Origin of the sequence: Microlunatus flavus, from assembly GCF_900110855.1 — a bacterium.
GTDB lineage: Bacteria > Actinomycetota > Actinomycetes > Propionibacteriales > Propionibacteriaceae > Microlunatus > Microlunatus flavus.
Genome location: NZ_FOFA01000004.1, coordinates 73,780 through 86,364, shown reverse-complemented (window position 1 = coordinate 86,364; position 12,585 = coordinate 73,780). Strand labels below are relative to the sequence as shown.

The 12,585-nt window shown below is 75.2% G+C and carries 15 protein-coding genes; 7 read left to right on the top strand and 8 right to left on the bottom strand.

Going from position 1 to position 12,585, the window contains the following annotated elements:
* Positions 1 to 9 precede the first annotated feature (9 nt).
* Positions 10 to 249, top strand: coding sequence for a zinc ribbon domain-containing protein (locus BMY04_RS11200; RefSeq protein ID WP_091179908.1), 240 nt, complete (start codon positions 10 to 12; stop codon positions 247 to 249).
* A gap of 28 nt (positions 250 to 277) precedes the next feature.
* On the opposite strand, the gene BMY04_RS11195 is transcribed toward BMY04_RS11200, so the two are convergent.
* The 3 genes from BMY04_RS11195 to denD form a co-directional block, all read right to left on the bottom strand.
* Positions 278 to 1,063: an aldo/keto reductase gene (locus tag BMY04_RS11195; RefSeq protein WP_198410092.1), complete on the bottom strand. Its 786-nt coding sequence runs from the start codon at positions 1,061 to 1,063 to the stop codon at positions 278 to 280.
* A 97-nt stretch (positions 1,064 to 1,160) separates the two neighbouring features.
* Positions 1,161 to 1,646, bottom strand: coding sequence for a hypothetical protein (locus tag BMY04_RS11190; RefSeq protein WP_091179905.1), 486 nt, complete (start codon positions 1,644 to 1,646; stop codon positions 1,161 to 1,163).
* Positions 1,647 to 1,756: 110 nt separating this feature from the next.
* Entirely contained in the window at positions 1,757 to 2,740 is a 984-nt protein-coding gene (denD, locus tag BMY04_RS11185; protein WP_091179904.1) for a D-erythronate dehydrogenase, read from the bottom strand.
* 157 nt (positions 2,741 to 2,897) lie between these two features.
* On the opposite strand from denD, the gene BMY04_RS11180 reads away from it, so the two are divergent.
* Both BMY04_RS11180 and BMY04_RS11175 read left to right on the top strand, forming a co-directional pair.
* The gene (locus BMY04_RS11180) at positions 2,898 to 3,257 is read left to right on the top strand and encodes a nuclear transport factor 2 family protein (protein WP_091179901.1); all 360 of its coding nucleotides are present in this window, start codon (positions 2,898 to 2,900) and stop codon (positions 3,255 to 3,257) included.
* A gap of 79 nt (positions 3,258 to 3,336) precedes the next feature.
* Positions 3,337 to 4,302: a hypothetical protein gene (locus tag BMY04_RS11175; RefSeq protein ID WP_091179898.1), complete on the top strand. Its 966-nt coding sequence runs from the start codon at positions 3,337 to 3,339 to the stop codon at positions 4,300 to 4,302.
* Between the two features lie 33 nt (positions 4,303 to 4,335).
* Here the strand turns inward: BMY04_RS11175 and BMY04_RS11170 are convergent, their stop codons facing one another.
* Positions 4,336 to 5,412, bottom strand: coding sequence for an MDR/zinc-dependent alcohol dehydrogenase-like family protein (locus tag BMY04_RS11170; RefSeq protein WP_091179897.1), 1,077 nt, complete (start codon positions 5,410 to 5,412; stop codon positions 4,336 to 4,338).
* A gap of 85 nt (positions 5,413 to 5,497) precedes the next feature.
* Between BMY04_RS11170 and BMY04_RS11165 the strand changes: the two genes are divergently transcribed.
* The 4 genes from BMY04_RS11165 (at position 5,498) to BMY04_RS11150 (ending at position 7,821) form a co-directional block, all read left to right on the top strand.
* Positions 5,498 to 6,271, top strand: a complete 774-nt coding sequence (locus BMY04_RS11165) for a helix-turn-helix transcriptional regulator (protein WP_198410091.1) — start codon at positions 5,498 to 5,500, stop codon at positions 6,269 to 6,271.
* 67 nt (positions 6,272 to 6,338) lie between these two features.
* Positions 6,339 to 6,683 (top strand): ArsR/SmtB family transcription factor, encoded by a 345-nt coding sequence (locus BMY04_RS11160; RefSeq protein WP_091179894.1) that lies wholly within the window; start codon positions 6,339 to 6,341, stop codon positions 6,681 to 6,683.
* Positions 6,680 to 7,342, top strand: coding sequence for a dihydrofolate reductase family protein (locus tag BMY04_RS11155; protein WP_091179891.1), 663 nt, complete (start codon positions 6,680 to 6,682; stop codon positions 7,340 to 7,342). Before BMY04_RS11160 ends, BMY04_RS11155 begins: the two co-directional genes overlap by 4 nt.
* Complete coding sequence (locus tag BMY04_RS11150) at positions 7,339 to 7,821, top strand: SRPBCC domain-containing protein (RefSeq protein ID WP_091179890.1); 483 nt, start codon at positions 7,339 to 7,341, stop codon at positions 7,819 to 7,821. The genes BMY04_RS11155 and BMY04_RS11150 overlap by 4 nt, the downstream gene beginning before the upstream one ends.
* A 594-nt stretch (positions 7,822 to 8,415) precedes the next feature.
* Here the strand turns inward: BMY04_RS11150 and BMY04_RS11145 are convergent.
* Genes BMY04_RS11145 through BMY04_RS11130 form a run of 4 tightly spaced genes read right to left on the bottom strand, consistent with a single transcriptional unit; the run spans position 8,416 to position 12,437 of the window.
* Entirely contained in the window at positions 8,416 to 9,624 is a 1,209-nt protein-coding gene (locus tag BMY04_RS11145; protein ID WP_091179888.1) for a pyridoxal phosphate-dependent aminotransferase, read from the bottom strand.
* Entirely contained in the window at positions 9,621 to 10,427 is an 807-nt protein-coding gene (locus BMY04_RS11140; protein WP_091179887.1) for an SDR family oxidoreductase, read from the bottom strand. The genes BMY04_RS11145 and BMY04_RS11140 overlap by 4 nt, the downstream gene beginning before the upstream one ends.
* Positions 10,424 to 11,392, bottom strand: coding sequence for a dihydrodipicolinate synthase family protein (locus tag BMY04_RS11135; RefSeq protein WP_170854089.1), 969 nt, complete (start codon positions 11,390 to 11,392; stop codon positions 10,424 to 10,426). Before BMY04_RS11135 ends, BMY04_RS11140 begins: the two co-directional genes overlap by 4 nt.
* 13 nt (positions 11,393 to 11,405) lie before the next feature.
* Positions 11,406 to 12,437: a D-2-hydroxyacid dehydrogenase gene (locus BMY04_RS11130; RefSeq protein ID WP_198410090.1), complete on the bottom strand. Its 1,032-nt coding sequence runs from the start codon at positions 12,435 to 12,437 to the stop codon at positions 11,406 to 11,408.
* Positions 12,438 to 12,585: the final 148 nt, after the last annotated feature.

Below are 12,585 nucleotides of genomic sequence, written 5' to 3'. Positions count from 1 at the left end.
CGTGGCCCGGTGCTGATCTTCGGGCTGTCCTCGCGGGACTTCCTCATGGCGACGCTGGTGTTCCTGTGCGAGCGCTGCCACCAGCAGGGCGCCCACCAGCTCCTGCGACGCGTACGCCGCATCAGCCTGTTCTTCGTCCCGCTGATCCCGGTCGGGACCCGCTACCTCGACGTGTGCACGGTGTGCGGGCGCACCGCGGACGTTCCCCGGGAGCAGGCCGAGCGGGCGGCGGCGACCGGAAGGGTCTGACCGCCGCCCGCTCGGGACCGCTGCGGGCTCAGGCCCCCAGAGCGTCGATCGCCGCGACCTCGTCGCTGCTCAGCGCGATGTCCGCGCCGGCGGCGTTCGCCTCGATGCGCTCCCGGCGCACCGACTTGGGGATCACCACGAACTGGTGGGCGACGTGCCAGGCGACGATGACCTGGGCCGTGGTCGCGTCGTGCGCCTCGGCGATGCGTACGAGGGTCGGGTCGTCGAGGTTGCTCGCCTTGAACGGGCTGTAGCCCTCGAGGACCACCCCGCGCTCGGCCAGGCCGGACGCGACGGCCGCGTCGTAGATGCCCGGGCTCCAGCGGATCTGGTTGACCGCCGGGGTGACCCCGGTGGCGGCGGTGAGCTCGTCGATCTGCTCGAGGGAGTAGTTGCTGACCCCGATGCTGGTCGCGAGCCCGTCCTGCTGGGCCCTGACGACCTCGGCCCAGACCTCGGGCGAGGCCTGCCCGTCCGGCGGCCAGTGCACCAGCCACAGGTCGACGTGGTCGGTGCCGAGCTTGGTGAGGCTCTCCTCGATGGTCTGACGCTCGCGGCCGCCGTGGTCCGGGGGCAGCTTGGTCGTGATGAAGATCGAGTCGCGATCGAGGCCGGAGGCGGCGAGCGCCTTGCCGATGCCGGCCTCGTTGCGGTAGCCGGTGGCGGTGTCGATGTGGCGGTAGCCGAGCTCGAGGGCCGTCGTGGTGGCCTCGGGCGCGTCGGCGTCGTCGATCTGCCAGGTGCCGAAGCCGAGCAGCGGCATCCGGTGCCGGCCGAGGGGGACAGCGGGTTCTGCGTGGTCCGCGGTGGTCATGCCCCCATCCAACCCGTCCTGCGCGGCCGCCGCGGGGGCGGGGTGCTCCCGTACGCGCGGCGCGCCCTCCGCCCCCGGAGGGCGCGCCGCGGCACGACTACGAGGAGACGGTGACGGTGAAGACGTCGGACTCCGACGCCTTCGCCTTGGAGCCGCCCTCGTAGGCGACCAGGAAGTCGTAGCTCTGACCCGCGACCTCGGGGTCGGTCGTGTCCAGGAGGAAGGTGACCTTGCCCTTCTTGCTGGTCTTCCGCTTGTCGATGATCACGCCGGTGTCCGCGCCGGGTGCGTCCAGGAGCACGAGCTCGAGCTTCTTGCCCGCGTACGCCTTGTACTTCTTGCCGCTCTTGCGGGTGAGCTTGGCGGTGACCTCGATGTCGTCGCCGGCCTTGACCTCGCTCGGGGCGTCGGCGCTGATCTTCGTCTTGGCCTTCGCGGCCTTCTTGGCCGGTGCGGCGCTCTCCTGGGCGTGCCAGGCGTGCGCGGTGGGCGGCGCGACCGGAGCAGCCTGGGCGGCGGCAGGTGCTCCGGCGACGAGTCCTGCGGTCAGGGCTGCAGCGGCGATGGCGTGGGTGATGCGCACGTGTTCTCCTCGTGGTCCGCGACGTCTCGCCGCGGTCTGGTCTTTCTGGCCGCGGTCACCGTAATTGGCGGCGAGGTCCGGCGGGTCCGATTCGCGACAATGTGACGAGGTCAGGAGGGCAGCACGCCGCCGAGCTCGTCCTCGACGTGCACGCGGATGATCTCGTCGAACGAGGTCTCCGCGACGAACCCCAGCCGCTCGGCCCGCGTCGCGTCCAGCGCGGCCGCCCACGTCCCGACGATCCGCATGACCGCCTCGTCGGGCTCGTGGCGGACCAGGCGTACGGCGCGCTCGCCGGCGACACGGCGCAGGGCCTCGAGCTGCTCGCCGACGGTGGCGCTCAGCCCTGGCATCGAGAGCGTCCGCCGCGGCCCGACCAGGGCGGTGTCGAGCCCGGCGGCCCGGACCAGGAAGCCGACCGCGGAGCGGGGCGACGCGTGCCAGTGCCGCACCGTCTCCGGCACCGGGAGCACGGCCTCCTGCCCGACCAGCGGCTCGCGCAGGATGCTGGAGAAGAAGCCGCTGGCCGCCTTGTTGGGCCGGCCCGGGCGGATGCAGACGGTCGGGAGCCGGACGCCGACGCCGTCGCAGAAGCCGCGCCGCGACCAGTCCGCCAGCAGCAGCTCCGCGATCGCCTTCTGCGTGCCGTAGCTGGTGAGCGGCGTGTGGTGGAAGTCCTCGGGGATCGGGTCCGGCAGCGGGGCGCCGTACACCGCGATCGAGGAGGTGAAGACCACCCGCGGGTGGTAGCCGTCCTGCTCGTGCAGGACCCGGACGGCCTCCAGCAGCGCGCGGGTCGCGTCGAGGTTGACCCGGTAGCCGAGGTCCAGGTCCGTCTCGGCCTCGCCCGAGACCACGGCAGCGAGGTGGAAGACGACGTCGGGTCGCCCGGCGAGGAGCCGATCGGCCGCCCCGGGTGCGGCGAGGTCGGTCGCGACCACGTCCGCCGTGACCTCGGCGGGTCGGAAGGGTTCGACGACGTCGGTCAGCGTCAGCCGGTCGAGGGGTCGGCCGGCCAGCGAGCCGTCCGCGACGAGGCGCTCGGTCAGCTTGCGGCCGAGCATGCCGGCGGCGCCGGTGATCAGAACGTGCACGCGTCCTCCTGCGATGGGGTGCTCCAGCGAACCATCCCGGCGACCGGTGCCCCGCGGCAGGAGCCGTCCGCCCTCGGGGACGCGCCTCCGGTGCGCTTCCCACCCGCCTCGGCCGCGGGCATCATCGGGCGCGACACCACCGACGTGAGGGGACCCCATGACCGCGACGGCCCACCAGCTCCTGGCCGCCAACCTGCACCACGTCTTCGGGGAGCGCGACCCGGACCGACGCCGCGCCGCCGCGAAGGCCGCGTACGCCGAGGACGTGCGGTTCACCGACCCGGAGGAGACGGTGGTGGGCGTCGACGCGCTCCTCGCCAAGGCGGCCCGCCTCCTCCAGGACGCGCCCGGCTTCGTGTTCGCCGAGGCGGGACCGGCGTACGCGGCCGGGGAGCGGGCGGCGCTCGCCTGGACGTTCGGGCCGGAGGGCGGCGAGCCGGTCGCCCGCGGCCTGGACGTGCTGACGGTCGTGGACGGACGTATCACCGAGGTGCTCACGCTGATCGCCGAGGGCTGAGCGTTCCGGGGCCGTCGATCCGCAGCCCGTATCAGCGGTTCTTGCCCGGCGAGCACCTCCGGGGGTCCACGATGGCCGCGTGACCCGGGGAGCGACGCTGCGGTCGGTGGTCCTCCCGGTGGTCTCGACCACGCTGGTGACGACCGCCCTCGCGGTGTTCCTCGTCCTTGCGCTGGCCGGGTCGGGGTTCGGCGACCTGCCGGGTGGTTTCGGCGGAGTCTTCGCCGGGGTCGGCGTCAGCGTCATGAGCGCGATCGCGGCCGCGCGGTCACGCAGACGCGCGGCCGAGCGGCTGCCGGGGAACCTGACCGCGACGCAACGTGAACAGGTTGTCGCCACCGCCCGCGGGGGACCGCTGCCGGCCGACCCCGTGGTCCGCGCCGAGGCCCGCCGCCTGGCCGAGCAGTGGGCCGACGCCCGGCCCGGCAGCGGTCGCGTCGGCCAGGTCGTGTTCCTCGCGCTGGCTCTGGTCTGCGTGGTGGCGGGTGCCCTGACCTCACCCTGGTGGTGGGCGCTAGGAGGGTCGCTCGCCGGCATCGTGGCCCTGGGTGCTCGGAGAACAGCTCGGCGCAGGGCTCACCGGGAGCGGCTCCGGGAGACCGCGTTGCCGCCCGTGCCCGCCGAGGGGGTCCAGCGGCTGCTCGACGTGGACGTGGTCGACCCTGACGCACGCTCCGGCCGTGGGCTCCTCGATCTCCGCATCCGCCCGCCGTGGGGTGGCGGGGCCTCGCTCAGTGCGACCGCGGTGCGGGTCGACGGCGAGCTGGTGGCGTCGGAGTGGGGCCGCAACCGCTACCTCGTGCCGCCCGGGTCGACCACGGTGAGCGTCTGGATCGACTACCTGAGCGACTACGGGCGCGCGACGACGACGGTCGACGTGCCGCCGGACGGCCAGGTCGTGCTGCACTACAGCCCGCCGTCGCTCACCTTCCTCGACGGCCGGATCGGGCCGTCGCCGCAGCGCAGCGCCGGCGCGCGCGGCCTGCTCGTCGGTGGGCTCGCCTTCGCGGTCGCCGCCCTGCTGCTGGTCGTGCTCCTGCCCTGACCCGGCGATCTGCGCCGGTCGCGGTGCTCCGTCTCACGGGCGCAGCGTGACGATCTCGAGCCCGCGCACCGCCTCGGCCTGCGCCAGCGCCTGGTCCGGGTCGTTCAGGCCGACCGTCGTCACCTGCAGCGCGTCGAGGTCGACCAGGCCGGCGCGGACCTGGCGCCACGTGGCGTACGCGGTCTCGTTCGAGGCCATCCACGACCCGCGCAGCGTCAGGCGGCGGTGCATGAGGTCGGAGTAGGGGATGGGCAGCGACTGCCGCACGCCGCCGACGAGCACCATCGTTCCGTCGGTGCGCAGCACGTCGTACGCCGCCATGGTGAGGTCGCTCGTCGGCGCCGGGCCGAGCGCGTCGACGACCACGTCGGCGTCGCCGCCCAACGCCCGGGCCAGGGCGGCCGCGTCCGCGGCGCGGTCCGCAAGGGCGGCCACGGGGACCACCCGGTCGTCGAGCGCGGCCAGCCGTTCCAGGCTCGCCCGGTTGCGCCCGAAGGCGACGACGCGGCCGGCGCCCGCGGCGAGCGCGAGGAGCACCGTCGCACCTCCGAGCTGCCCCGTGGCCCCGGCGACGACGACGCTGTCGCCGGCCGCGAGGTCGCCGCGCTCGACCGCACCGGCGGCGATGGTGAGCCAGGGCAGGAAGGCGAGCCGGGCGAGGTCGGGGTGGTCCTCGGCGCCCGGCAGCGCGATCAACGTCGAGGCCGGCATCAGCGCGCGCTCGGCGAAGGTGCCGGTGCGCCACGTCCGGCGCATCGCGTCGGTGGTCCCGGTGGCGGTGCCCCGGCCGCCGATGCCCGTCCAGCCGAGCAGCACCTCCTCCGGCTCGGCGACCCGCCCGGAGCTCAGGAAGCCGCTCGACATCACGACGTCGCCGGGCCGCACCGCGTGGACGTCGTCGCCCACCGCCTCGACGACGCCGATGCCGCCGACCCCCAGGACCGTCGGCGTGGCGATGCCGCCGCGACCACCGGCGACGAGCACCCGCGTGTAGGCGGGCACCTGCACGGCGAGCATGCGGAGGACAGCGCCGCCGCTGCGGGGTTGCGGGTCAGGAACCTCCTCCAGGGTGAGTCCGGCGTCGAGCGAGGTGAGCGTCCAGGCCTTCATGTCCGCCAGTCTCGGTCGGTGCGAGACTGGTATCCAGAGCCGCTTCATACTGGTACTGCAGGTGCTACGCGGAGGGACCGAGCAGGTGACGAGCACGAAGAGCCGGCACGAGCTCGCGGCCTTCCTGCGCGCCCGCCGGGAACGGACCTCGCCCGGCGACGTCGGGCTGCCGCCCGGCGGCCGGCGGCGGACGCCGGGGCTGCGCCGCGAGGAGCTCGCCGCGCTGGCCGGCATCAGCACCACCTGGTACACGTTCCTCGAGCAGGGCCGCGACGTCCGGGCCTCCCGTCAGGTCCTCGACGCCATCGCGCACGGCCTGCGGCTCGGGGACGCGGAGCGGGCCCACCTCCGCGCGCTCGGCGCGGACGAGGACGTGCCGGCCGTGGAGTCGGAGACCGTGTCGCCCGAGGTGGCCGGCGTGCCCGCCATGGTCGAGCCCAACCCGGCGTACGTGACGGGCCGCACGTTCGACCTGCTCGCCTGGAACGACGCCGCGGTGCGCTGGTTCCGCGGTGCCTGGGACGGTCCGGCGCCCAACCTCGCGCGGTGGGTCTTCACCGATCCCTCCGCGCGGGAGGTGCTGCCCGAGTGGCCTCTCGTCGCCCAGGGCGTGCTCGCGCGGCTGCGCGCGAACGCCGGCCGGCACCCGGGGTCGGCGCGGTTCGCCGAGCTCGAGCGCGAGCTGCGGGCGGCGAGCCCCGAGGCCGACGCCTGGTGGCCGCGCTACGACATCGCGACGAGCCAGTCGGGCGTGAAGCGCGTCCGCACGCCGTCGGGCGAGGAGCGGCGCCTGACGTACGCGTCGTTCCAGGTCAGCGACCAGCCCGACCAGGTCCTCACGATCTACCGCCCGGCCTGAGCGGACAGGGTCCGTCTCCTCGCCAGACCTGTTGACCCCGAGGGCCCTGACCCCAATACTTAGGTTTGTGCCTCACTATTACGGCGAGCTCGACGCCGTGCTCCGCGCGCTCGCGGACCCGACGCGGCGCGCCGTGGTGGAACGGCTGGTCCGCTCGCCGGCCGTCGTGTCGGAGCTCGCCGCCCCGTTCTCGATGGCGCTGCCGTCGCTGATGCAGCACCTGCGCGTCCTGGAGGACGCCGGGGTGGTGACGTCGGAGAAGCACGGCCGCGTCCGGACCGTGAGCCTGCGTCCGGGCGCCCTCGACGTCCTCCACGTCTGGCTCGCCGAGCAGCGGACGCCGGCCGAGCACCAGGCCGACCGCCTCGGCCTCCATCTCACCCGCCCCTCGACCCCAGGAGACCCGCCATGACCCGTGTACGCCTCGACCTCTTCCTCTCCCTCGACGGGCGGACCGCCGAGCCCGGCACCACCCCGGACAACCCGATGGGTGACGACTGGGGACGCCTGACGGCCGCGTACGCGGCGACGCGCACGTTCCGCGAGCGGGTCTTCGGCGACACCAGCGGGGCGGGGACGACCGGCCTCGACGAGGCGTACGCGGCCGCCTTCCCCGAGGGCGTGGGCGCCGAGATCATGGGTGCCGCGATGTTCGGGCTGCACGCGTACCCCGACGACCCCTCCTGGAAGGGGTGGTGGGGCGACCGGCCGCCGTTCGGGACCCCGGTCTACGTGCTCACCGGGACCGCACCCCGCCCGTCCATCCCGATGGACGGCGGCACGACGTTCCACTTCCGGAGCGGCGCGCTGCGTGACGTGCTCGCCGAGGCCACCGAGGCCGCGGCGGGTCGCGACGTCCGGGTGGGCGGCGGGGTCGGGGTCGCCCGTGCCTTCCTGCGCGAGGGGCTCGTCGACCAGCTGCACCTGATGGTCGCCCCGGTCGTCCTCGGTCGTGGGCCCCGGCTGTGGGACGACCTGCCCGCCCTCGACCGCACCCACGACGTGCGCAGCGAGGTGGCCGAGAGCGGCACCCTCCACGTGACGTTCACCCGTAAGGAGGCGACCGCGTGACGCAGGGGCGCCGGCTGGCCCGGGCAGGGTTCACGCTCACCCGCGACTACCCCGTCGGAGTCGAGCGGGTGTGGGACGCGTTCGCCGTCGAGGAGGAGAAGCTCCGGTGGTGGGGGAACCCGGAGGCGATAGCGCCGGGGGAGTGGGCGTTCGACTTCCGGGTCGGCGGGCGCGACGTCGCCGAGGGCACGTTCCACGAGGGCCCGGTGACGCGCTACGAGGCGGTCTACACCGACATCGTCGAGCACGTCCGGATCGTCACGACGTACGACATGTGGATCGACGGCGTGCACATGTCGACCTCGCTCGCGTCCATCGAGCTCGAGCCGGTCGACGGGGGCACGCGGTTCACCCACACCGAGCACGGGGTGTTCTTCGACCGCTTCCACGCCGACGGGCCGGGCCGGGAGGCGGGCACCCGCGGGCTGGTCGAGGCCCTGGGCGCGTACCTGGCGCGGCCACCACGCCCGTCGGCCTGATCCGCGGTCCGCTGCTCGGACCGGCCGGCGTCAGTGGGCGTGCGCGAGCGCGGGGATGCTCGCCGAGAGCGCGTCGCGCGACCAGGTGCGGGCGAGCAGGTCGCGCAGCCCGCCTCGCCGTCGACGACCCGGGGCAGCTCGTCCTGGGAGCGCGGTCGCGCCTGGGCGCGGGCGCCCGTCAGCGCGAAGCCGAACGGCTCGAGGTCGTTCGCGACCACGCCGTCGACGGCCAGGTCCAGGTAAGCGGGGAGCTCCCACACCTCGATCGCGACGGCCGCGTCCCGGGCGACGGTCTCCAGCCAGACGCCGAAGGTCACGCTGCCCCGGTCGAGCCGGACCGGGAGCAGCGTGCGGACGAACCCCCGCTCGCCGTCGAGCACGAACGCCCGGCGCCGGCCACGGATGCGCGCGTCCTGCTCCTCCGGCGCGAGCGCGAAGACCTCGTCGGGGAGCTCGAAGCCGTAGTCCAGGTTCTCGGGGTCGAGCGGAGCGCCGCAGGCGCACCGCAGCGGTTCCTCGGGTGCTGCCCGTCGAGCCCGGAACCGGCGGAAGAGGTCCACGCCCGGCAGAGTACCGAGGCCGTGCCCGCCCGTCTCAGCTCTCGCCGACGCGCGCCCGGTCGCCGAGCGCGGCGACCACGCGGCGCAGCCCCTCGGTGAGGACGTCGTCGGCGGAGGCGAGCGAGATGCGCAGGTGCCCCTCGCCGGCGGGCCCGAACGCGCGCCCGGGGGCCAGCGCGACCTGGTGCTCGGTGACGAGGTGGCGCGCGAGGTCGGTGCTCGGCTCGGGCCCGGCGTAGGAGAGCCAGAGGTAGAACGCGCCTGCCGGCCGGGTGGCGAGGGTCAGCACCGACTGGTCGCGCAGCTGCTCGACGCAGCGGTCGCGCCGGGAACGGTACGCTGCGCGCATCTCCTCGACGTGGTCCTGCGGCCCGCCGAGCGCGGCGGCCCCGGCCCACTGCGTCGGGGTGCTGACGCAGGACAGCGTCGTCTCCTGCACGCGGCGCACGACCGGGGTCAGGGCGGGCGGGGTGACGACGTAGCCGAGGCGGAAGCCCGTCATCGCGTGCGTCTTCGACAGCGAGAAGACGCTGACGACCTCGGGCGCCGGCTGCTCGGCCTCGCGCAGCCGCTGCGCGACCAGGGCCGCGCACGGCTGCGGCTCGTCGAGCCACATCTCGTCGTAGCACTCGTCGGCCACGACCCAGAGCCCGTGGCGCGCGGCCCAGCCGAGCACGGCCGCAAGGGTCTCCTCGCTGAACCCGCCGCCCGTGGGGTTGGACGGCGTGTTCACCACCAGGGCCTGCGTCCGCGGGGTCACGAGGCGATCGAGGGCGTCGAGGTCGGGTCCGGGGTGGTCCCCGGCGAGCAGCGGGTAGCCCACCGGAACCGCACCGCAGACGACGGCGAGGGTGCCGAGGTTGGGCCAGCCCGGGTCGGGCACGAGGATCTCGTCGCCCGCGTCGAGCAGCGCCCGGTACGTCGCGCCCAGGCCCTCGACGCCGCCGGCGCAGACGGTGACGTCGTCGGGGGACACGTCGAGGCCGTTCACGCGGACGACCTTCGCGGCGACCGCCTCGCGGAACGCGGGGACGCCGGGCGTCGGGCCGTAGCGGGTGTTCCCCTCGCGCGCGGCCTGCGCCAGCGCGTCGACGACGTGCGGCGGGGTGGGGTGCGACGGCTCGCCCATCTGCAGCTGCAGGGTGCCGGGGGTGCGCCAGGCGAGGTCGGCGACGGCGCGGATGCCCGACGGCGCGATGGCCGCGGCGGCGGAGGAGCCGACCGTGAAGGCTCCGGCGGTCACGGCAGGGACCTCAGCGAACCGCCGTCGCAGGCGATCGTGGTCCCGGTGACGTACGACGCGGCGTCGGAGGCGAGGAACCCGACGACCGCCGCCAGCTCCTCGGGCCGCCCGTAGCGCCCGGCCGGGATCGACGCGGCGCTGTCGCGGCTGACCTCCTCGACGTCGCGGCCGGTCCGCCTCGCCGCCGCCTCGTCGAGCGAGGCGACGCGCGGGGTGGCGATCCGGCCGGGCAGCACGCCGTTGACGGTCACGCCGTCGCCGGCGACCGTGCGCGACAGCGTCTTCAGCCAGGCGGCGAGCGCCGCCCGTCCGGCGTTGGAGTAGGCCAGGGTGTCGATCGGCTCGCGCACGCCGGAGGACATGATCGCGATCACGCGCCCCGACCTGCGCTCGCGCATCTGCGGCAGCAGCCGGTTGGCGAGGTCGACCGGCGTGACGGCCAGCAGCTGGAACGCGGTGCGCAGGCCCTCGGCGGTCACCTCGTCGGCCCGGGCGATTGGCGGCCCGCCGGCGTTGAGGACGAGGACGTCCACGCGCCCGTACGCCTCGAGCGCGGCCTCGGCGACCACGGCGGCCGCGCCCGGGTCCGCGGCGTCGGCGGCCACGGTCCGCACGGTGCGTCCGGGGGCGACGAGCTCCTGCGCGGCGGCGTCGAGGCGCTCGGCGTCGCGCGACCACAGGAGCAGGTCGTGCCCGCCGTCGGCCAGGGCGCGGGCCGAGGCGGCGCCCAGGCCGGAGGTGGCGCCGCCGACGACGGCGACGCGGCGGCCGCCGGTGGTGGTGGTCTCGGAGGTGGTGCTCATGCCGCCACCCTCGCAGCCAGGTGGGCGTCGACGTCGAGGCGGTCGGGCGACGGCTCGAGGCCGACCCGCTGCAGGACCTCGTCCAGCTCGGCCGCGGTGACGGCGTCGATGCCCGCCGACGGGACCGGGCCGCGCAGCGCGCCGGAGGTCAGCGCGCCGCGGCGGCGCAGCACCTCCTTGCGGATGGCCAGCCCGTAGCCCGGCTGTCCCTCGAAGGCGATCAGCGGGAGGAACGCGTCGAACACGCTCGCCGCCGTGGCGCGGTCGCCGCCGGCGAGCGCGAGGCGGACCGCGCGCAGCACCTCGGGGTAGGCGAAGCCGGTCATGGTGCCGGCGGCCCCTCGCGAGAGCTCCGCGAACGCCGAGACGCCGCCCAGCCCGCCGTAGACGGTGAGGTCCGGGACCTTCGCCAGCAGCTTCGTGATCTTGGGCGGGGTGGGAGCGTCCTCGAGCTTGACCGCCACGGCGCCGCTGCGCTCCAGCGCCTCGACGAGCGTGGACACCGCCAGCTGCACGCCGGTGGCCACGGGCTCGTCCTGCAGCAGCACCGGCAGGGGCGACCGCCCGCCGACCGCGTGGAAGAACCCGACCACGGTGTCGGCGTCGCGGACCAGGGGAGGGGCGGCGACCATGGCCGCCACCGCTCCGTGCTCCTGCGCCCGCGCGGCCCGCTCGGCGACCAGCGACGCCGACGCGGCGGAGCACCCGGCGGCGAACGGCACGTCACCGGCCCCGCGGGCGACCGCCGCGAGGACCACGTCGCGCTCGGCGTCGGAGAGCGAGGTGACCTCGCCCATCACGCCGAGCACGGTCACGCCGTCGACGCCCCAGCCCACCGCCGTGCGGACGGCGTGCTCGAGCGCGTCGCCGTCCACCGAGCCGTCCGGCGTGAACGGCGTCGGCGCGATCCACCAGGTGCCGCCGGCCAGCGTCCGCCGGCCCCGGTCCCGTGCCGCTTCGTCCATGCTCCCCATGCCCTCAGTAGCCCCTCGTCGCGTCGTAGGTGTTGCGCAGCGGCCGCCCGTCGAGGAAGCGGCGCAGGTTGTCGACGAACAGGTCGACGATCGCCGCGTTCTCGCTCACCAGGGTCGAGGCGGAGTGCGGCGAGACGATCACGTTCGGCAGGTCCCACAGCGGGGACGCCTCGGGCAGCGGCTCGACCTCGAAGACGTCGAGGGCCGCGCCGCCCAGATGCCCCGAGGTGAGCGCCTCGGTGAGCGCCGCCTCGTCGACCACCTGGCCCCGCGCCACGTTCACCACGATCGCGCCCTGCGGCAGCGACGCGATGCGCGCGCCGCTGACCAGGCCCTGCGTCTCCTCGGTGAGCGGCGTCGCCAGCACGAGCACCTCGGCGCCCGGCAGGACCGCGTCCAGGTCGTCGGTGCTCACCAGGCGGGCCGCCCCGGGCACGTCGTACGTCCGCCCCGGTCGCCCGACGCCGGTGACGTCGAGGCCCACCGCGTCGAGCAGGCGGACCGTCTCGCGCCCGATCGAGCCGAGCCCGACGACCACCGCGCGCCGGCCGCGGACCGAGGAGGTGGCGTAGCGCTCCCAGCGGTGCGCGGCCTGCTGGGCCCGCAGGTGCGGCACGCCCTTGGCCAGGTCGAGCACGCCGGTCAGCGCGAACTCGGCGAGCGGGACGGCGTGGACCCCGGCCGCGGTCGTGAACGTGATGCCGGTGCGGTCGAGCCCCGTACGCGCGACGAACCCGCCGATGCCGGCGCTCGTGGCCTGCACCCAGCGCAGCCGGGGGGCGTTCGTCGCCGTCGCGGCGGGGTCGCGCCAGTCGAAGTCGAAGGTGACCTCCGCGGACGCGAGGAGCTCCGACCAGCGCCGCGACTGCGACGCGTCGAGGTCGGGCTTGGTGCCGCCGTGCTCGCAGGGGTAGCGGGGGACCGGCAGCAGGGCGGGCTCGAAGAGCACGTCGACGTCGGGCACGGCCGCGGCCACGCGCTCGACGAGCTCGGGCTCGAGCGGTGACGCGATCAGCACCGTGGTGGTTCCGGGCACGGTCGGGATGCTCCTCCCGGACGCGGCGGGCGTCCTCGGTCGGGGGGTGGCGCACGCCGACGGAAGAGCCCGGGGCGCGACGGAGATTTGATGGTGATCGACGGCGGCGACGCGCAGCGCGGCCGCAGATCGTCGATTGTCGACCGAA

Bases quoted from the DNA above. Each gene is read 5' to 3' on its own strand.
- BMY04_RS11195 (WP_198410092.1), bottom strand. From the start codon at position 1,063: ATGACCACCGCGGACCACGCAGAACCCGCTGTCCCCCTCGGCCGGCAC.
- BMY04_RS11180 (WP_091179901.1), top strand. From the start codon at position 2,898: ATGACCGCGACGGCCCACCAGCTCCTGGCCGCCAACCTGCACCACGTC.
- BMY04_RS11170 (WP_091179897.1), bottom strand. From the start codon at position 5,412: ATGAAGGCCTGGACGCTCACCTCGCTCGACGCCGGACTCACCCTGGAG.
- BMY04_RS11155 (WP_091179891.1), top strand. From the start codon at position 6,680: ATGACCCGTGTACGCCTCGACCTCTTCCTCTCCCTCGACGGGCGGACC.
- BMY04_RS11140 (WP_091179887.1), bottom strand. From the start codon at position 10,427: ATGAGCACCACCTCCGAGACCACCACCACCGGCGGCCGCCGCGTCGCC.
- BMY04_RS11135 (WP_170854089.1), bottom strand. From the start codon at position 11,392: ATGGACGAAGCGGCACGGGACCGGGGCCGGCGGACGCTGGCCGGCGGC.